The sequence below is a fragment of the Cellulophaga baltica 18 genome, from assembly GCF_000468615.2.
In the GTDB taxonomy this organism is placed as follows: Bacteria; Bacteroidota; Bacteroidia; order Flavobacteriales; family Flavobacteriaceae; genus Cellulophaga; species Cellulophaga baltica.
Genome location: NZ_CP009976.1, coordinates 248,970 through 268,593 on the forward strand (window position 1 = coordinate 248,970; position 19,624 = coordinate 268,593).

A 19,624-nucleotide genomic window follows, 5' to 3' on the forward strand; every position below is an offset into this window, starting at 1 on the left:
ACCTAGCTTTGTACATTATTGTTAGAATCCAACACTAATGTTACGTGATTGGAACGTTTTCTAATTCTGTGTGCTCTACCTTGAGGTGCCGGTCTAAGTCTTTTCAACATAGCGCCACCATCAACTCTTATCTCTTTAATAAAAAGGTCAGCATCTTCTATACTAGCATCCTCATTTTTAGCCTGCCAGTTTGCAATAGCTGATAAAAGCAATTTCTCTAATTTACGAGAAGCTTCTTTAGAATTGAACTTTAAAATTGCCAGTGCTTTCTCCACTTGAACCCCTCTTACCAAATCAGCTACTAAACGCATCTTTCTTGGTGAAGTTGGACAATTATTCAATTTCGCAAAAGCAATCTGCTTTTTCTCTGCCTTTATTCTTTCGGCCATTTGTTTTTTACGAACTCCCATAGCTTACTTTTTTCCTTTATTTTTCGAACCACCATGACCTCTAAAAGATCTAGTTGGTGAAAATTCTCCTAATTTATGACCAACCATATTCTCTGTAACATATACAGGAACAAATTGTCTACCATTATGAACAGCGATAGTTTGACCAACGAAATCTGGTGTTATCATTGAAGCTCTTGACCAAGTCTTAACTACAGTCTTCTTACCAGAATCTATATTCTGTTGAACTTTCTTTTCTAAACTAAAGTGAACGTAAGGTCCTTTTTTTAGTGAACGTGCCATTTCTTTCTACTTTTTATTTCTTTCTACGTTCTAATATATATCTATTTGTAGCCTTAGTCTTAGAACGAGTTCTATAACCTTTAGCAGGTATACCGTTCTTAGATCTTGGGTGACCACCTGAAGCTCTACCTTCACCACCACCCATTGGGTGATCGACAGGGTTCATTGCAACCGGTCTTGTTCTTGGTCTTCTACCTAACCATCTACTTCTACCGGCTTTACCAGAAACAAGTAATTGATGATCAGAATTAGATACCGCCCCAATCGTAGCTAAACATAAAACTAGAATCAATCTAGTTTCACCTGAAGGAAGTTTTACCGTAGCAAACTTACCGTCTCTAGCCATTAATTGAGCAAATGTACCAGCACTTCTTGCCATAACAGCACCTTGTCCTGGACGTAGTTCTATACAAGAAATAATAGTACCTAAAGGAATAGCACTTAAAGGAAGTGCATTTCCAATTTCAGGAGTAGCATCTGCACCAGAAGAAATCTCCTGACCCACTTGCATTCCGTTTTGTGCTATTACATATCTTTTCTCTCCATCAGCATAATTCACTAAAGCTACGAATGCTGTTCTGTTAGGATCATACTGAATAGAATCAATGACACCAGCAACTCCTTGCTTGTCTCTTTTGAAATCTATCAAACGATACCTTCTCTTATGACCACCACCTCTGTGTTGGATAGTCATCTTTCCTTGACTGTTTCTACCTCCGGACTTTTTTAACGGAGCAAGCAAGCTCTTCTCCGGCTTATCAGTAGTAATCGCGTCGAATCCGTTTACTACTCTAAAACGCTGTCCTGGAGTGATTGGTTTTAATTTTCTAACTGACATTTTTTGTCTTTAGTCTTAATTATAGATTACTGTAATAATCGATTATATCCCCTTCAGAAACCTGTACTATTGCTTTCTTATAAGCATTAGATTTACCATGTTGCACTCCGGTTTTCGTATAACGAGTCTTTCTTGAAGGCCCGTAATTCATAGTTCTAACTTTCTCAACTGAAACCCCGTAAGTAGATTCAACAGCTTCTTTAATCTGAAGCTTATTCGCCTTAGGGTTCACAATGAAGCCATAACGATTGTACAACTCACTATCTGAAGTCATTTTTTCTGTTATAATTGGCTTTATCAACACACTCATGTTCTTATTGTTTAGTTAAGTTAGACTCAATTCCTTCTAAAGAACCTTCTAGAAGCACAATATTATTAGCATTTAAAATTTTATAAGTGCTTAAATCTGAGTTAGTTACAACTTCAGACCCTTTCAAATTGCGTGACGACAAATATACATTATTATTTGAATCACCCAACACAAATAGAGATTTTTTATTTTCCAAGCCTAATGACTTCAAAACATTCTTAAAATCCTTTGTTTTTGGAGCATCAAAATTAAAATCTTCAACTACTAAAATTGCTTTTTCATTTGACTTAATACTCAAAGCAGATTTTCTAGCTAAACGTTTTAAATTCTTATTTAATTTTTGCTTATAATCTTTAGGTCTTGGTCCAAATATACGACCACCACCTCTAAAAACTGGAGACTTAATACTACCCGCACGAGCAGTACCTGTACCCTTTTGTTTCTTTATTTTTCTTGTACTACCAGCTATCTCAGCTCTTTCTTTAGACTTATGCGTACCTTGTCTTTGGTGCGCTAAATATTGTTTAACGTCTAAATAAACAGCATGTTTATTTGGCTCTATACCGTAAACAGCATCAGAAAGCTCTATGCTTCTACCTGTTTCTTTTCCTTTAATATCTAAAACTGCTACCTTCATTACTTCTCAATAGTTACGTAAGCGTTCTTATGACCAGGCACACAACCTTTTAAAACTAAAAGATTTTTTTCTGGAACTACTTTTAAAACCTTAAGGTTTTGAACAGTTACTTTATCAGTACCCATTCTTCCGGCCATCTTCATACCTTTGAATACTCTCGCAGGATAAGAAGCAGCACCTACAGAACCAGGAGCTCTTAGTCTGTTATGTTGACCGTGAGTTGCTTGTCCAACACCGGCAAAGCCATGTCTTTTAACAACACCTTGAAAACCTTTTCCTTTAGAGATACCAATAGCATCTACAAATTCACCTTCTACAAATAAATCAACACCAATAGTGTCTCCTAATTTGTAATCACCTTCAAAATCACGGAATTCAACGACTTTTTTCTTTGGAGAAACACCTGCTTTTTTAAAATGACCTGATTCAGCCTTATTAGCACGTTTTTCTGCCTTGTCATCGAAACCTAACTGAAGGGCACTATACCCGTCTACCTCTTCGGTTCTGACTTGGGTAACTACACATGGACCTAGTTCGATAACTGTACATGGAATGTTCTTTCCATTTTCATCGAAAATACTAGTCATGCCTACTTTCTTTCCTATTAACCCAGACATATTTAATTTAATTAATTAGTATTTACTTTTATTAACTCTCAATTTTGAACTGAAAAAAAGGGTCAAAATAAATCGACCCTGATTTTATTTTTCCGTTTTTCCCTTGCGAAACGCTCAGGACATGTTACTCGCAATACAAATTGCTTACAAGTATAATTATACTTTTATCTCTACTTCAACACCACTTGGCAACTCTAATTTCATTAAAGCGTCAATTGTTTTTGAAGAAGAACTATAAATATCAAGAAGCCTCTTATAAGAACTTAATTGAAATTGCTCTCTCGACTTTTTATTAACGTGAGGAGAACGCAATACAGTAAATATTTTCTTATGTGTTGGTAATGGAATTGGACCAGTAACAACAGCTCCTGTAGTCTTTACAGTTTTAACTATTTTTTCAGCAGACTTATCCACTAAATTATAGTCGTATGATTTTAGTTTTATTCTAATTTTTTGACTCATTTTCGTAAAATTAAGCGGTTAAACCTTTTGCTGCTTTGATTACCTCTTCAGAAATATTTGAAGGTGTCTCCGCATAATGTGAAAATTCCATTGTTGATGTCGCTCTACCAGAAGACATTGTTCTTAACGCCGTAACGTAACCAAACATTTCCGATAATGGAACTTCACCTTTTATCACCTTAGCACCAGCTCTATCACTCATGTTAGTAATAGTTCCTCTTCTTCTGTTTAAATCTCCAACAATATCACCCATGTTTTCTTCAGGCGTTAAAGCTTCAATTTTCATAATAGGCTCCATAATTACGGCTCCAGCAGCTTTACCAGCAGCTTTATAACCCATTTTTGCAGCTAATTCAAAAGATAATGCATCAGAATCCACAGGGTGGAAAGAACCATCTGTCAAAACAACTTTCATACGATCCATTTCATAACCCGCTAAAGGACCCGCCTTCATTGCAGCTGTGAAACCTTTTTGAACCGAAGGAATAAATTCTTTTGGAATACGCCCCCCTTTGATTTGATCAACAAACTGCAAACCAGTTCCTTCGAAATCATCATCAGCAGGACCCATCTCAAACACAATGTCACCAAACTTACCACGACCACCAGATTGCTTTTTATAAGTTTCTCTATGACCAGCAGTTTTAGTTAAAGCTTCTTTGTACTCAACCTGAGGCTGACCTTGATTAACTTCAACTTTAAATTCACGTCTTAAACGATCTACAATAATATCTAAGTGAAGCTCACCCATACCTGATATAATTGTTTGACCAGAAGCTTCATCTGTTCTAGCTGTAAATGTAGGATCTTCCTCAGAAAGTTTAGCCAAAGCCATTCCTAATTTATCAACATCCGCCTTGGTTTTAGGCTCTACCGCAATACCAATAACTGGATCAGGGAAGTCCATACTCTCCAAAACAATAGGATGTTTCTCAGCAGATAATGTATCACCAGTTTTAATATCCTTAAAACCTACAGCAGCACCAATATCTCCAGCTTCTATATAATCAATTGCATTTTGCTTGTTAGCATGCATTTGATATATTCTAGAAATACGCTCCTTATTGCCTGAACGATTGTTCAACACATAAGAACCAGCATCTAATCTACCAGAATACGCTCTAAAGAATGCTAAACGACCTACAAAAGGATCAGTTGCAATTTTAAAAGCTAAAGCAGCAAACGGCTCCTTTACATCTGGTTTTCTAGTGATTGGCAATTCAGTATTAGGATCTGTACCCGTAATTGCTTCCTTATCCAATGGAGAAGGCAAGTAACGACAAACAGCGTCTAATAAAAACTGAACACCTTTATTTTTAAATGATGAACCACAAATCATAGGTATGATACTCATATCCATAACCGCAGCTCGTAAAGCAGCATGCACTTCATCCTCAGTAATAGAATCTTCATCTTCGAAGAATTTCTCCATCAAAGTGTCATCATACTCAGCAACAGCCTCTATAAGATTAGCTCTATACTCTCTAACCTCTGCTTTCATTTCTTCAGGAATATCAACCACATCAAAAGTTGCCCCGAAATTATCTTCATGCCAAACAATAGCTCTATTTTTCACCAAATCAACGACACCTCTAAAATCAGCCTCATCACCTATTGGCAAAACTATTGGAACAGCATTTGATTTTAACATCTCCTTGATTTGATTACAAACCATTAAGAAGTTAGAACCTTGTCTATCCATTTTATTTACAAAGCCCATTCTTGGAACTTTGTAATTATCAGCAAGTCTCCAGTTCGTTTCAGACTGAGGCTCCACACCATCAACCGCACTAAACAAGAAAACCAAACCATCAAGTACACGCAAAGAACGGTTTACTTCAACCGTAAAATCAACGTGGCCAGGAGTATCAATAATATTAAAATGATACGGCTTAGTTTCATCAATTTTCTCCCCATTCTTCATTGGGAAATTCCATGTACATGTTGTAGCCGCAGACGTAATAGTAATACCACGTTCTTGCTCCTGCTCCATCCAATCCATTGTAGCAGCACCATCATGTACTTCTCCAATTTTATGACTTACACCCGTATAAAATAATATACGCTCCGTAGTAGTTGTCTTTCCCGCATCAATATGAGCAGCAATACCTATATTTCTAGTAAATTTTAAATCTCTTGACATTTCTGATAATTAAAATCTAAAGTGAGAGAAAGCCTTATTAGCCTCTGCCATTTTGTGAGTATCTGTTCTTTTCTTGACTGCAGCACCCTCTTCTTTAGCAGCTGCTAATATTTCACCAGCTAATTTTTGTGACATAGCCTTCTCGTTTCTCTTACGAGCGTAACTAATTAACCACTTCATAGCTGTTGATATTTTTCTATCCGGTCTAATCTGCATTGGAATTTGGAATGTAGCACCCCCAACTCTTCTACTCCTTACCTCTACATGAGGCATAACATTAGAAAGAGCATCTTTCCAAATTTCTAGAGCCGTTTTTTCTTCGTCTGTTTTCTTTTCTTCTACGATATCAATAGCATCGTAAAATACTTTGTACGCTATAGACTTCTTACCATCCCACATCATCATGTTAACAAAACGCGTCACTAACTGATCATTAAATCTTGGATCTGGTAAAAGAGGTCTCTTTTTAGCCTGTTTTTTTCTCATTGTTTCTGTTTAAAGCTTGATTACTTCTTAGGTCTTTTAGCACCATACTTAGATCTACGTTGAGTTCTTCCAGCAACACCTGCTGTATCCAAAGCACCTCTAACGATATGATACCTAACACCTGGTAAATCCTTAACTCTTCCGCCCCTTACTAATACTATCGAGTGCTCTTGAAGATTATGTCCTTCACCAGGGATGTATGCATTTACTTCCTTACCATTTGTCAACCTAACCCTTGCTACTTTACGCATTGCAGAATTTGGTTTTTTAGGTGTAGTAGTGTAAACACGAGTACAAACCCCTCTTCTTTGAGGACAAGAATCCAAAGCAGCCGATTTACTCTTCTTAGTAATCGTGGCCCTTCCTTTTCTTACTAATTGTGAAATTGTTGGCATACTATAATTGTATCTATATATATAACTTACCCTTTTTTAAGGGTCGGCAAATGTAGCAATAATTCCCATTAATTCAAATAGTTAATCATTTTTATTTGATTTAATTACACCTACACCTAAATAAGCCCCCAGAATCAAGCTTTAAACATCCTCATTATTATTCTGTTAAAAAAAAGGCCTGAATTTTAGTATAAACATATTTTTAACTTAAAACCTTAAATTTTAAACATATTTTAACTTAAATGAGTAATTATTTAATATTTATTTAGGATTATTAACATAGTTTTAAGACTTTCGTCGGAACTAATTCAAATGAAATAATAATGAGAACAAAATTAAATGGAATCCTCTCGCTTTTTTTAGCGTTTGTTGTGCATTTAACATTCGCACAAGAAAAAAAGATTTCCGGAACGGTTACCGATCAAGATGGTCTACCGCTACCTGGAGTTAACATTGTTGTAATTGGGACTTCAACAGGAACACAAACTGACTTTGATGGTAATTACACCCTACAAAGTAAACCTGGAGATGTCTTACTTTTTTCCTATGTAGGACAAAAAGATATCAAGAAGACCGTTGGCATGGCGACAACAATAAATATACAAATGATTGAAGACGCACAATCTTTACAAGAAGTTGTGGTTACTGCTTTTGGCGTAAAAAAGGAAGCTAAATCTTTAGGATACTCCACCAGTAAAGTGGATGGTGAAAAACTAACTCAGCAATCATCAAGTGATGTAGGAAGGCTACTAAGCGGAAAAGCGGCTGGGGTAAATATCACATCATCCAATGGTCTTTCTGGATCCTCAACAAATATCGTTATTAGGGGATACACTTCCATTACAGGCTCCAACCAACCACTCTTTATAGTTGACGGAGTTCCTTTTGGAAGTGACACAAACAATAATGAAGCATTTTTTGATAATGCAACCGAATCTAGTAGGTTTTTAGATCTAGACCCTAATAACATTGAAGAAATAAATGTTCTAAAAGGCCTTAGTGCCACTGGACTATACGGAAATCGTGGTAGAAATGGAGTTATTTTAATTACGACAAAAAATGCTAAAGGGAGTAATTCTGAAGGAAAGACAACTGTTAATGTAAGCAGTTCTGTTTTTTTTAGCACACCTCATTTACCAGACTATCAAGATGAATATGGAGGCGGTTTTGATCAAGAATTCGGTTGGTATTTTAGCAACTGGGGGCCAGCTTTTGGAGATACAAATCCAGATATATGGAGTGGATATCTAAGTGAAATTAGAGATGGAAAAGTATTCTTAAATCACCCATTTGCAACAAATACGGTACCGGAATATATTACAGGGTTTGAAGATTTAGCAGCTAGTGAATATGAATATAAAGCATACAACAGTGTTCGGGATTTTTTTAAAACAGGGGTCTACACCAACTTATCCGTAGGAATCAATGGCGGAAATAGCACGACATCATACAATGCCACTTACTCAAAAACTGACGACAAAAGTTTTGTACCCGGAAACTCATTATCCAAAAACAACCTCGGTATTGGCGGCTCAACAAAACTTGGCAAGCTATCTGTTAACGCAAGTATCAATTACAGTGTTACCGACTTAAAAAGTCCTCCAATAGCTGCATCAAGGGGTAGCGGTGTTGAAGGTGATGGATCTTCACTATTTGGAGATTTATTGTACACACCCATAAGTGTCGATTTAAAAAGCATACCTTATCAAAGAGAAGATGGTGGATCACTATATTACAGAGAAACAAATTCTATCCAAAACCCTTACTGGACCGTAGAGAATGCCTTAACAGGGCAAAGTGTTGATCGCTTCTTCGGGAATGCCTCTTTGAATTATAAAATTTCAGATCATGTAAATATCGCCTATCGATATGGTCTTGATATTTATAATGAAAATACTTTTTATGGCCAACAAAAAGGAGGAGTTAGCGGAAACACGTTAGGTATATACAGAACGCAAAGCATCCGGAATTCAGTAACAGATCATAACCTTAGCATTAATTTCAACAAAGACCTTAGCAAAAACCTAAACCTTAAATTAATAGGCGGCTTCAATAGCAACTCTATCTACTTCAAAAGAGATGGAATAGAAAGCACTAATCAAATTGCTTACGGCACCCTAAAGCACTGGAATTTCACAAATGCTTCATCCACAAACTCCTTCAACGGAATAGACTTCCAAACAGAAACAAAGAACAATGTTTTAGGAGTTTACGCAGACCTTTCATTAGGCTATAAAGATTATTTATATTTCAACGCTTCTGCAAGAAATGACTGGACCTCTACATTAGAAACTGATAACAACTCACTACTTTATCCATCTACCAGTATCTCTTTTATTCCAACAAGTGCTTTTGATGGATTAAAATCTGACGGTAAAGGCTTAAATTATTTAAAACTTAGAGCAGGATATGGTTCCTCTGCAGGTTTCCCAGATGTTTATAGCACAAGAAACACTTTATCCCTTACAGGGCGAGCTTTCATTGATAATGAAGGAAATGTAATATCTAGCAATACTACCTCTAATTTTTTAGGGAATCCTGATTTAAAGCCAGAGAGTATTTCTGAAATTGAATTTGGTATTGACGCCAGACTACTCAACAATAGGGTAGGAATTAATGCGAGTGTATTTAAAAAGAAAACTACTGATTTAATTACCAATAAAAATATAGACCCTGCAACAGGATACACTAGCACGACTATAAATGGCGGAGACATGCAAGTAAAAGGACTTGAATTAGACCTAGACTTACACTTAGTAAAAAGCTTTTCAGAAGGATTTAACTGGAGAACAAATATTAATTTTTATGCAGATGAATCATTAGTAACTAGACTTCCTGACGGTATTGAGCAAATCATAATTGGAAATTCCTTTAGCGAAGATGCAAAAAATGCAGCTATTGTTGGAGAACCTTTTGGAGTGTTCATTGGAGACAAAATTGAGACCGATGACACTGGAAATAGAATTATAAATGCTAGCGAAGGTTCTTATGTCGTTAATACAGAAGATGTAGTAATAGGAGATCCTAATCCAGATTGGACTGCAACACTAGACAATAACTTTACATACAAAGGATTTAGTTTTGGCGCAACTTTAGGCTACAGACATGGTGGCGATATTTTTTCTAAAACGGCTGTAACATTATTAAGTAGAGGTATCATAGACTTTCCTTTTGACCGACTAGGTAGTTACGTATTACCTGGTGTTAATCCTGATGGGAATGTTAACACAACACAAATTGGAGCAACAGACATTGCTTTCTCTAACTGGTTAGGAGTAGATGAATTAGAAATATGGGACGGAACAACAATTAGGATAAGTGATGTTAGAATCGGTTACGCACTTAGCGCTAAGATGCTTGAAAAAACACCTTTTTCCGCTTTATCCTTTACACTTACAGGATCAAATTTGTGGTATAAAGCAGTGAACTTTCCAAAAGGTGTAAATTTTGACACCAATGTTTTATCTAGCGGTGTTGGTAATAACATTGGAATGGATTATTTCTCCGGACCTAGCTCAAAACGTTACGGATTTAGTATTAAAGCACAATTCTAAAAAAAAAAGAAAATGAAAAAAATACATACAAAAATAAAATTGAGTTTTGCATGCTTAGCACTACTAATAAGTGTCTCTAGTTGCGAAACATTTGAGTTAGAAATATTGGATTCCCCAAATGCTTTAAATCCAGAAAATGCCTCAGCAGATTTTTATTCCAATCAAATACAAATTAGTCTGAAGGAGTTTTTTGGTGGAACAACAAATAATACCAGCCTTTCAGAACAAGGAATGGAAGCTACTAGAATGCTTCATATGTTCGGTCCGTTGTATTACAATGCCTACTCTCCTGGAGATCAAGATTACCCATGGACAACCGGATATGCAGAGATATTAGCTGATGTAAGAAGCCTAGAACCATTAGCAATTTCTGATGAACTTTACATGCACCTAGCTATTGCTCAGGTTGCTGAAGCTTACACAATTGCAACCCTTGTTGATTTTTATGGCGATATTCCTTACAGCGAAAGTAATGATGGCATATCACTTAACCCCTTAGCTGATTCTGGCCTAAACACCTACATGACAGCACATGAATTACTAGATAAGGCTATAATAAATTTTGGCAAGGAAGAACTTAGAAAGCCTGGGACAGATTTATTTTATGGTGGAGATAAAACAAAATGGATTGCTTTAGCCAACACGTTAAAATTAAAATTATACTTACAAACACGCTTGGTAACTGAAGCCGAATCTGTTTTAGGCATTAACGCTATAATTTCAAGCGGCAACTACATTCAAAGTTCTGCTGGCGATTTTAAATTCCAATATGGTACCACAGATACTAACCCTGACAGCAGACATCCTATATTTTCAAGAAATTTTGTAGAAGGCACTGGAGTAACAGATTACATGTCTAATACTTACATGGATATGTTGCTAAATCAAAAAAGCGTAGAAGACCCTAGAGCTCGTTATTACATCTACAGACAGAGAGCCACCAATGCAGAGAATACCGTTGAACAATCTTGTGTTGGAGGTCTTCCACCCGCACATATAGGGTTTTCAAGTATCTACTGCAATTTAACAAACAATCCAGGCTATTGGGGTAGAGACCACGGTAATGACGAAGGTATTCCACCAGATACAGGAGCCAGAGCAACCTGGGGATTATATCCTGTTGGAGGTCAATTTGATGACAACTCATTTACTGCGATAAAAGATAGAAATATTGGAACAAAAGGTTCCGGAATAGAGCCAATAATGATGTCTAGCTTTGTTGATTTTATGCTAGCAGAGGCGGCGCTTACTATAGGCACATCTGGAGATCCTGCTTCCTATTTAGAAGAGGGAATAAGAAAAAGCATTAACACAGTTATGGGCTTCAGAGAAGATCTTGTTAGTGAAAGTTATACACCTACAACAGCTGAAGTTGATACGTATATTTTAGAGGTTATGAATAATTTTAACGCGGCTAATACTGATCAAAAAATGAATATTATAGCTCAAGAATATTGGTTAGCTTTATGGGGAAATGGCGTTGAAGCATACAACACTTACAGAAGAACTGGCAAACCTGATAATTTACAACAGCTAATAAGAGAGCCTTCCGATAATTTCATAAGATCATTTTGGTATCCTGATGTTTATGTGAATCAAAACTCTAATGCTAAACAAAAACCAGATGTCTTTCAAAAGGTTTTCTGGGATACTAACCCTGACACAGGCTTCATTTACTAAAAAAAATACTTATGAAAAAAATAATTTCTTCATTGATAATATCTACACTTATTTTTACAACTATTTCTTGTGAAAATGAAGATTTAGACAGACTTGACACAGCTAAGATCACTGGAGCTGCAATTCTTAGAACGTTAGAAAGTGATACTCCTCCTATAAATTCACTTTCCCCTAGCAACAATGCTATAACGGTGAAAGTGGAATTTGATGATTTCAAATTAGACGACACCATGTCATCTGTTGATGTTTACATGGAGTTCATCGATACTAGCCCTATTGACAACGAAATATTAACATTCCCAGAAGTACAAATTTCAACTATTGACGCTAGTGAATTTACATTGGAAAACGGTAGTTTAGTTACCACAATATCCGTGAACATCGGAGACGCTTTGAATGCTTTGAATATTGAAGAATCAGTGTTATACGGAGGTGACATCTTTTTACTGAGATTAGCATTAAATACAACCAACGGAGAAATATTCACTTCCTCTAATGTCGGGACCAAAATTCAAGCAAGTTCTGCATTCAAGTCTCCATTCAGATATTCTGCTGCAGTAGCATGCCCACTTCCAGCAAATTTAAGTGGAGATTGGATTATTGACATGCAAGACTCTTACGGCGATGGTTGGAACGGTGCTTCAATTTCAGTTAGTTCAGGAGGTGTAGTTACAGATTATACGATTGACGCTAGTGATGGTCAATTCATAATAACATCTCCTCCTGCAGGAGAGTTATTCACGTTCACCTTTAATTCTGGATCCTATGATGAAGAAGTCACCTACCAAATAACAGACCCAGAAGGAAATGTCCAAGCAAATCATGGACCAACACCAAAAGCAGGCGGGATTGATTTGATTGTTGATTTCTGCGAATAAAAACAATAAAGCACCCTAAAAAGCCACCTACAACAGGTGGCTTTTTTTTTACACATTAAAGTTGGAAATTAAAAAATTTCAGTTAAAAAAATTCTAAAAAAATTTACTTGTAATTAGTTTAACGGAGTATAAATAAATAAGCACTTATAAAAATCTGACAGGGGTTAATTATTTCAGAAGCTGAAATTAATAAAAGCACTTTTTATTATAAAAAACCACCTAGTAAAATTTTATTTCAACAAAAGTTAATACCTCAAATTAAAAAGCATACCAAGATCTTTAACAACTTAATAATTCGTTTTCATTAAAGATAATTACACAATTTTCAACTCTTTTCCCTTGAAAAAATCAAGACTAATTTTCTATACATCAACTAAAGCTTTAAAAAATAAAAATTAAGATATTTAACAAAACCAGCAATTAATTTAACATTTCGCAAAAAAAGAGTAGTTATTTGAATTATCAATAAAAACAGGAGTTCAAGAAAGAGACATCCATAGAAATTAAACATTATAATAAAATTATATTAATTTTTTTAGGATAATTAACAAGGAATTATCACTTTCGCCCTCAACTAATTCAAATAACATAATAATGAAAACAAAAGTAAATGGAATCTTTACGCTTCTTTTAGCGTTTGTTGTGCATTTAACATTTGCACAAGAAAAGACGATTTCAGGTACGGTCACTGATCAGCAAGGTGTCCCATTACCTGGAGTAAACATCTTAGTATCAGGAACTAGTAATGGAACGCAATCAGATTTTGATGGAAACTACACCATCAAAGGATCTGAAGGACAGACATTGATTTTTACCTACGTAGGTCAAAAAGAAATTTCCAAAATTATTGGAGCTACTTCATCTATCAACGTTACTATGGTTGAAGACGCCCAAGCACTTGATGAAATTGTTGTAACAGCATTGGGAATTTCAAGAGAAAAGAAATCCCTAGGATATTCGACACAAGAAGTAAAAGGTGAAGAATTAACTACTGTTAAAAGTGGAAACTTTGTAAACGCACTTTCTGGTAAAGCTTCGGGTATCCAGATTAAGAAAAACAATAACTTTGGTGGATCAACAAACGTTGTCATCCGTGGTAACTCTTCTTTACAAGGAAATAACCAAGCGTTATTTGTAATTGACGGAGTGCCTATTAGCAACTTTAACTCAAACGATGCCAACCAAGGTGAAGGTAGCGGTGGGTATTATGATTATGGAAATGCCGCTTCAGATATTAATCCTGAAGATATTGCTTCTGTAAACATTTTAAAAGGTGCAGCTGCATCTGCACTTTATGGCTCAAGAGCTGCTAACGGGGTAATTATGATTACCACCAAAAAAGGTAAAACAACTAATGGTATTGGTGTTACGGTAAGTTCAGGTGTTACATTTGGTACAGTAGATAAAAGCACATTCGCTAAATATCAGGACCAATATGGTGCTGGTTATGGCCCGGGTGGAGATGTAATTGGAACCGACATTGATGGTGAAGATATTTTTTGGGAAGATCAACCAGGAGCTGTTACGCCTAGAGATTCCTATTTTATAAACAGAGATCTAAATGGTGATGGTCAGTATACTGATTTATTTGTCAACCACGGGGATGATGCCTCTTACGGTGGACGTTTTGATCCTAACCTTTTGGTATATCAATGGGATTCTTTTGATCCAGCATCACCAAATTATCAGACAGCTACTCCATGGATTAATGCTAAAAATGGACCAATAACATTTTTTGAAACTCCTGTAACTACTACAAATTCAGTTTCATTAGAAAAAGGTTTTGAAGATGGTTCATTGAGATTAAACTATACTCTATTTGATCAATCTGGTTTATTGCCAAATAGCTCAATCAAGAAGCATAACATCTCTATGAGTGGTACCGCCAAATTAAATGATAAATTTACAGTAAGCGGATACTCTAACTACATAAAAACAAGTGGATTAGGAAGAAACTCTACCGGTTATGGTGATAATATTGTAGGAATGTTTAAACAATGGTGGCAAACAAATGTTGATATTCAAGATTTACAAGATATCTACAAATCTACAGGAAGAAACGTTACATGGAATCCTTCAACTACTGATGCCGGTGCAGCACCTGCTTATTGGGATAATCCTTACTGGACAAGGTTCGAAAATTATCAAAACGATTCTAGATCACGTTTTATTGGAAATATCTCTTTAAATTATCAATTTAATGATTGGTTAAGTGGTATGGCTAGAATTGCTACAGACACGTATTCTGAACTACAAGAAGAAAGAAGAGCTAACGGTAGTGTTGCCAGTTCATTTGGAGTTAGTAGAGGAAATGTAGATTCTGGTTATGGTAGAAAAAATATCAACAGAACTGAAACCAATTATGATTTTATGCTTAATTTCAATAAAAACTTAAGTGAAAAATTTAATTTAACTGGTATCTTAGGTACAAACATTAGACGTACTAATTTTAATTCTGTTTATTCTTCCACAAGTGGAGGCTTAAGTGTACCTAAATTGTATTCATTACAGAATAGTGTTGGACCATTACCTCTACCGGAAGAAACTGCTGAAAAAGTTGGTGTAGACGGTATTTTCGCTAGTGCTTCTCTTGGATATAACAATATGTTATATGTAGATGCAACGATTCGTAGAGATCACTCATCAACATTACCTACGGAAAACAGCTCATACTACTACCCTTCAGTGGCTACTAGTTTTGTATTCAATAGATTATTAGGAATTGATGCTATTTCTTTTGGTAAGTTAAGAGTAAATTATGCCGAAGTTGGTAACGATGCTAGTTTTGACTACTTACAGGATAGTTTTGTTATAAATACCCCTATTGGAACATCAAGCACATCTGTTTCTAATACTAAGAAAAAAATTGATTTAAAACCTGAGCGCACCCAGAGTTTTGAAGCAGGTATAGAAATGAGGTTTGTTAACAACAGATTAGGTTTTGATGTAGCCTATTACAAAACAAACTCAGTAGACCAGATTTTCGGCGTTCCAGTATCCACATCAACAGGTTTTTCAAACAAAATATTAAATGCAGGTGAAATTGAAAATTCTGGGGTTGAAGTTTCATTAACAGCTATGCCTGTTAAAACAGATAATTTCAATTGGAATGTAAATGTGAACTGGACTAGAAATAGAAACAAAGTTATTTCTCTAGAAGACGGTATTCAAAACTTGCAGTTAGGAGATTTCCAAGGCGGTGTTACTATTAATGCAACTGTAGGTCAACCATACGGTGTAATACAAGGTACAGATTATACGTACTTAAATGGCGAGAGAGTTGTTGATGAAGAAAATGGACAATATATATCAACTAGTAATTCTAATGAAGTAATCGGTGACTCCAATCCAGATTGGCAAATGGGGATCACAAATAGCTTTAACTATAAAAACTTAGCATTCAATTTCTTAATTGACATACAACAAGGTGGAAGTATTTTCTCATTAGATCAATATTACGGAAGAGCTACAGGTTTATATGAAGAAACGGCTTTCATAAATGACCTAGGAAACCCTGTTAGAAATTCATTAGCTGATGGTGGTGGTTTTATCAACGAAGGTGTTAATGCGAACGGAGAAGCTAATACAACTAGAATTAATGCTGAGAATTTTGGTGCATTAGGTTATAGAAGAGGTTTACCAAACTCTGCATTTGTATATGATGCCAGTTACGTAAAATTAAGAGAAGCTTCTATTACGTATACTTTTCCAAAGAAAATTATTGAAAGAACTTTTTTAACAAATGCTACATTTAGTGTTGTTGGGTCAAACTTATGGATCATCCATAAAAATATACCTCATGAAGATCCTGAAGGAGGTTTATCTTCTGGAAATGTTCAAGGATACTCTGTAAGTCCTTTGCCGACTACTAGAGATCTTGGCTTTAACATTAAACTTCAATTCTAAAAAAAAAACGATGAAAAAAATATTAATATTATTAACAGCAGTTGTTGCTACTTCTTGTTCTGATAATTTAGAAAACTTAAATCAGAATATTAAAGATCCCACTGCAGTACCCGGAGAAAGTTTATTTACCGGAGCTCAAAAAAATCTTGTAGATCAAGTTGTTGACCTCAATGTAAATTTGAACAACACCAAGTTATGGGCTCAATATTTGCAAGAAACTCAATATACGGATGAGAGTAATTATGATCAAGTTTCTAGAACTATTCCTCAAAGTCATTGGGATGCGATGTATAAAGATGTTCTAAAAGATTTGAATACTTCAGCAGAGGTTATTGCCGAAACCGAATATGCTTTACCGTCAGACGCAGCAACAAAAGCCAATAAATTAGTTGTCGTAGAAGTAATGAAAATTTACGCCTATAGCAACTTAGTAGAAGTATTTGGCGATGTTCCTTACACTGAAGCAGGAGACATAGAAAATCTACTTCCTAAATATGATGATGGTTTAACAATATACAAAGATTTAATCGAAAGATTAACCATTGCTATCGATGCTTTTGATACTTCAAATGGTAGTTTTGGAAGTGCAGATAGACTGTATAGTGGTGATGTAAGTATGTGGAAGAAATTTGCTAGCTCTTTAAAATTGAGAATGGGTATCTTATTATCTGATGTTGACAATTCTTATGCTGAAGCAACTGTTATTGAGGCCATAGCTAGTGGAGTATTCACTAGTAATGAAGACAATGCTACTTATGCATATTTATCCGCAGATCCAAACACAAATCCAATTTATGACAATCTTGTATTAAGCGGTAGAACGGATTTTGTCGCTGCAACAACGATAATTGATCATATGAATACTTTAAATGACCCGAGAAGGCCGTTATATTTTGAACCAACAGCAGATGGAACGTTTAAAGGAGGAGAGATAGGTGCTGAATCTAGTTATGCTACATATTCTCATGTTGCGGCTAGATTAGAAACTCCTACAGAACCTGGTGTTTTATTAGATTATGCTGAAGTTTCATTTTTACAGGCGGAAGCCATTGCAAGAAATTTTGCAATCGCAGGAACTGCAAAACAATTTTATGAAGAAGGTATTAGAGCTTCTGTAGCCTATTGGGGAGGAGCATCTGCTGATGCAGATACTTACATAGCACAAACTTCTGTAGATTATGATGCAGCACTTGCGGCTAGCAGTGCAACTGAACCATGGAAAGAAGTTATTGGTACACAAAAATGGATTGCACTATACAATAGAGGCTTGGAAGGTTGGACTTCTATTCGCCTACTTGATTATCCATTAATGGCGGTTCCTGTTGACAAGGTATCCGGCTACCCTGCTAGATATACCTATCCTATTCAGGAACAAACATTAAATGGTGCTAACTATGAAGCAGCTAGCACTGCTATTGGTGGAGATGCAGCAGAAACTAAACTTTTCTGGGATTTAAACTAAATTACGTTCTTTATTATATTTTTAAAAACCACCTCATTCGAGGTGGTTTTTTTATTTACCTTTGCCCCAATGGAAAACAATACTCAGATTTACGGAATAAGAGCAATTATTGAGGCAATAAATGCAGATAAGGCAATTGATAAAGTCTTTATTCAAAAAGGTCTTAAAGGCGATTTATTCAAAGAATTTGAAACCCTAATTCGAAGAAATGGAATTAACTCCTCCTATGTTCCCATTGAAAAATTAAACAGGTTAACCAAAGGAAATCACCAAGGGGTTATTGCTACCATATCACCTATTAAATTTTTCACGATTGAAGAGTTAGTAGAGAACGTTTCTGCAAAGGAAACTGCTCCCCTATTTCTATTGTTAGACCAACTATCTGATGTTCGTAACTTTGGCGCGATTATAAGAACTGCAGAATGCACCGGAGTAGATGGTATCATCATCCAGAAAAAAGGTGCTGCACCCGTCACTGCAGATACGATCAAAACTTCTGCTGGTGCCGCTTTTAAAGTACCTATTGCAAAGGTAGACCATATCAAAGATGCTGTTTTTTATTTACAGGCCTCAGGAATTAAAACAATTGCTGCTACCGAAAAAACAGAAAGTTCTGTCTACGATATCTCCTTCAAAGAACCTTGTGCTATTATCATGGGATCAGAAGATGTAGGAATATCTCCTTCCATCTTAAAAGTTGTAGATGATAAAGCTAAGCTTCCTTTACTAGGTGAAATAGGATCCTTAAACGTTTCTGTTGCTTGTGGTGTATTTCTATACGAAGCCGTGAGACAACGCAGTTTGTAATTCTCTGTTACCTATTCTGGTTTTTCATTTTCCTTATAGTGGTATGTAATCACAATTTCCTGATGGACTTCTAAATCCATTTCAGGCTCTGGCGTACGTTCTATAAAGTTTCCATTTTCATCAAAGTGTTGTAGAAATTCATCTTCTTCTTCCTTATAATCGTCCCGTTCCCAATCATATTTTTTCAATTCTGGAATTGGAGTTTTAAGATAGTATGCAAAGAAAAAACCAACTAAAAACCCAGACAGATGCCCTTCCCAAGAAATGTCATCCTGAATAGGAAAAATATACCAAAGCATACTGCCGTAGACAAAAACAACCATTAGTGACAATGCTACCAAACGGTAATATTTGGTAAAAATGCCCTTGAAGAAAATAAAACTTGCCAATACATAGATTAGGCCACTCGCTCCAATATGATAGGACTCTCTTCCTATTAACCACGTAAAAATACCCGATAGTAAAATTCCGTAAGCGAGAACATAAAATGCATTCTTTCTATAAAAGTAAAATAGAGAAGCTGTCAATACCGCCAATGGCACCGTATTATTATAGAGGTGCTGCGCTGAACCGTGAATAAAAGGGCTAAATACAATACCGCGAAGACCACTTAGAGTACGCGGGTACACTCCAAATTTGTTAAAATTAATTCCTAATCTAATTTCCACTAGAAACACCACCCATATAGCGAGTACAAAAAATAGCGGCACTAGAAGTACGCTATTGGTAAATTGGAACTGTTTGGATGCTTGCATAC

Annotated in this window: 17 protein-coding genes; 6 read left to right on the plus strand and 11 right to left on the minus strand. The window is 35.8% G+C overall.

Features of this window, described 5'->3' with window-relative positions:
• Positions 1 to 2 precede the first annotated feature (2 nt).
• The 10 genes from rplV to rpsL form a co-directional block, all read right to left on the minus strand.
• Entirely contained in the window at positions 3 to 410 is a 408-nt protein-coding gene (gene rplV / locus M666_RS00990; protein ID WP_024479355.1) for a 50S ribosomal protein L22, read from the minus strand.
• Between the two features lie 3 nt (positions 411 to 413).
• Positions 414 to 692, minus strand: a complete 279-nt coding sequence (gene rpsS / locus M666_RS00995) for a 30S ribosomal protein S19 (protein WP_024479354.1) — start codon at positions 690 to 692, stop codon at positions 414 to 416.
• A gap of 13 nt (positions 693 to 705) precedes the next feature.
• Positions 706 to 1,530, minus strand: a complete 825-nt coding sequence (gene rplB / locus M666_RS01000) for a 50S ribosomal protein L2 (protein ID WP_024479353.1) — start codon at positions 1,528 to 1,530, stop codon at positions 706 to 708.
• A 19-nt stretch (positions 1,531 to 1,549) separates the two neighbouring features.
• Positions 1,550 to 1,840 carry a 50S ribosomal protein L23 gene (gene rplW / locus M666_RS01005; RefSeq protein WP_024479352.1) on the minus strand — a complete coding sequence of 97 codons (291 nt, stop codon included), beginning with the start codon at positions 1,838 to 1,840 and terminating at the stop codon, positions 1,550 to 1,552.
• A gap of 4 nt (positions 1,841 to 1,844) precedes the next feature.
• Positions 1,845 to 2,477, minus strand: a complete 633-nt coding sequence (gene rplD / locus M666_RS01010; protein WP_024479351.1) for a 50S ribosomal protein L4 — start codon at positions 2,475 to 2,477, stop codon at positions 1,845 to 1,847.
• A complete protein-coding gene (rplC, locus tag M666_RS01015) occupies positions 2,477 to 3,094 on the minus strand; it encodes a 50S ribosomal protein L3 (RefSeq protein WP_024479350.1) in 618 nt (205 codons plus the stop codon). Before rplC ends, rplD begins: the two co-directional genes overlap by 1 nt.
• A 156-nt stretch (positions 3,095 to 3,250) precedes the next feature.
• Positions 3,251 to 3,556, minus strand: a complete 306-nt coding sequence (gene rpsJ, locus M666_RS01020) for a 30S ribosomal protein S10 (RefSeq protein ID WP_008613600.1) — start codon at positions 3,554 to 3,556, stop codon at positions 3,251 to 3,253.
• Positions 3,557 to 3,566: 10 nt separating this feature from the next.
• A complete protein-coding gene (gene fusA / locus M666_RS01025; RefSeq protein WP_029445350.1) occupies positions 3,567 to 5,699 on the minus strand; it encodes an elongation factor G in 2,133 nt (710 codons plus the stop codon).
• A 9-nt stretch (positions 5,700 to 5,708) separates the two neighbouring features.
• Positions 5,709 to 6,185: a 30S ribosomal protein S7 gene (gene rpsG / locus M666_RS01030; protein WP_024479348.1), complete on the minus strand. Its 477-nt coding sequence runs from the start codon at positions 6,183 to 6,185 to the stop codon at positions 5,709 to 5,711.
• 20 nt (positions 6,186 to 6,205) lie between these two features.
• On the minus strand, positions 6,206 to 6,580 hold the full coding sequence (rpsL, locus tag M666_RS01035; protein WP_013305196.1) for a 30S ribosomal protein S12: 375 nt from the start codon (positions 6,578 to 6,580) through the stop codon (positions 6,206 to 6,208).
• 323 nt (positions 6,581 to 6,903) lie between these two features.
• Between rpsL and M666_RS01040 the strand changes: the two genes are divergently transcribed.
• The 6 genes from M666_RS01040 to rlmB all read left to right on the plus strand — a co-directional run bounded on the left by M666_RS01040 (position 6,904) and on the right by rlmB (position 18,867).
• Positions 6,904 to 10,134 (plus strand): SusC/RagA family TonB-linked outer membrane protein, encoded by a 3,231-nt coding sequence (locus M666_RS01040; protein WP_029445349.1) that lies wholly within the window; start codon positions 6,904 to 6,906, stop codon positions 10,132 to 10,134.
• Between the two features lie 12 nt (positions 10,135 to 10,146).
• Positions 10,147 to 11,814 carry a SusD/RagB family nutrient-binding outer membrane lipoprotein gene (locus M666_RS01045; protein WP_029445348.1) on the plus strand — a complete coding sequence of 556 codons (1,668 nt, stop codon included), beginning with the start codon at positions 10,147 to 10,149 and terminating at the stop codon, positions 11,812 to 11,814.
• Between the two features lie 11 nt (positions 11,815 to 11,825).
• Positions 11,826 to 12,692, plus strand: a complete 867-nt coding sequence (locus tag M666_RS01050) for a hypothetical protein (protein ID WP_029445347.1) — start codon at positions 11,826 to 11,828, stop codon at positions 12,690 to 12,692.
• Positions 12,693 to 13,286: 594 nt separating this feature from the next.
• Positions 13,287 to 16,598 carry a SusC/RagA family TonB-linked outer membrane protein gene (locus M666_RS01055; RefSeq protein ID WP_029445346.1) on the plus strand — a complete coding sequence of 1,104 codons (3,312 nt, stop codon included), beginning with the start codon at positions 13,287 to 13,289 and terminating at the stop codon, positions 16,596 to 16,598.
• Positions 16,599 to 16,608: 10 nt separating this feature from the next.
• The gene (locus M666_RS01060; protein WP_029445345.1) at positions 16,609 to 18,060 is read left to right on the plus strand and encodes a SusD/RagB family nutrient-binding outer membrane lipoprotein; all 1,452 of its coding nucleotides are present in this window, start codon (positions 16,609 to 16,611) and stop codon (positions 18,058 to 18,060) included.
• 69 nt (positions 18,061 to 18,129) lie between these two features.
• A complete protein-coding gene (gene rlmB, locus M666_RS01065; protein WP_024479344.1) occupies positions 18,130 to 18,867 on the plus strand; it encodes a 23S rRNA (guanosine(2251)-2'-O)-methyltransferase RlmB in 738 nt (245 codons plus the stop codon).
• An 11-nt stretch (positions 18,868 to 18,878) separates the two neighbouring features.
• On the opposite strand, the gene M666_RS01070 is transcribed toward rlmB, so the two are convergent.
• Positions 18,879 to 19,622 (minus strand): rhomboid family intramembrane serine protease, encoded by a 744-nt coding sequence (locus M666_RS01070; RefSeq protein WP_024479343.1) that lies wholly within the window; start codon positions 19,620 to 19,622, stop codon positions 18,879 to 18,881.
• Positions 19,623 to 19,624: the final 2 nt, after the last annotated feature.

Excerpts from the sequence above, each read along its gene's own strand:
- rplV (WP_024479355.1), bottom strand. The coding sequence starts at position 410 with ATGGGAGTTCGTAAAAAACAAATGGCCGAAAGAATAAAGGCAGAGAAA.
- rpsS (WP_024479354.1), bottom strand. The coding sequence starts at position 692 with ATGGCACGTTCACTAAAAAAAGGACCTTACGTTCACTTTAGTTTAGAA.
- rplB (WP_024479353.1), bottom strand. The coding sequence starts at position 1,530 with ATGTCAGTTAGAAAATTAAAACCAATCACTCCAGGACAGCGTTTTAGA.
- rplW (WP_024479352.1), bottom strand. The coding sequence starts at position 1,840 with ATGAGTGTGTTGATAAAGCCAATTATAACAGAAAAAATGACTTCAGAT.
- rplD (WP_024479351.1), bottom strand. The coding sequence starts at position 2,477 with ATGAAGGTAGCAGTTTTAGATATTAAAGGAAAAGAAACAGGTAGAAGC.
- rplC (WP_024479350.1), bottom strand. The coding sequence starts at position 3,094 with ATGTCTGGGTTAATAGGAAAGAAAGTAGGCATGACTAGTATTTTCGAT.
- rpsJ (WP_008613600.1), bottom strand. The coding sequence starts at position 3,556 with ATGAGTCAAAAAATTAGAATAAAACTAAAATCATACGACTATAATTTA.
- fusA (WP_029445350.1), bottom strand. The coding sequence starts at position 5,699 with ATGTCAAGAGATTTAAAATTTACTAGAAATATAGGTATTGCTGCTCAT.
- rpsG (WP_024479348.1), bottom strand. The coding sequence starts at position 6,185 with ATGAGAAAAAAACAGGCTAAAAAGAGACCTCTTTTACCAGATCCAAGA.
- rpsL (WP_013305196.1), bottom strand. The coding sequence starts at position 6,580 with ATGCCAACAATTTCACAATTAGTAAGAAAAGGAAGGGCCACGATTACT.
- M666_RS01040 (WP_029445349.1), top strand. The coding sequence starts at position 6,904 with ATGAGAACAAAATTAAATGGAATCCTCTCGCTTTTTTTAGCGTTTGTT.
- M666_RS01045 (WP_029445348.1), top strand. The coding sequence starts at position 10,147 with ATGAAAAAAATACATACAAAAATAAAATTGAGTTTTGCATGCTTAGCA.
- M666_RS01050 (WP_029445347.1), top strand. The coding sequence starts at position 11,826 with ATGAAAAAAATAATTTCTTCATTGATAATATCTACACTTATTTTTACA.
- M666_RS01055 (WP_029445346.1), top strand. The coding sequence starts at position 13,287 with ATGAAAACAAAAGTAAATGGAATCTTTACGCTTCTTTTAGCGTTTGTT.
- M666_RS01060 (WP_029445345.1), top strand. The coding sequence starts at position 16,609 with ATGAAAAAAATATTAATATTATTAACAGCAGTTGTTGCTACTTCTTGT.
- rlmB (WP_024479344.1), top strand. The coding sequence starts at position 18,130 with ATGGAAAACAATACTCAGATTTACGGAATAAGAGCAATTATTGAGGCA.
- M666_RS01070 (WP_024479343.1), bottom strand. The coding sequence starts at position 19,622 with ATGCAAGCATCCAAACAGTTCCAATTTACCAATAGCGTACTTCTAGTG.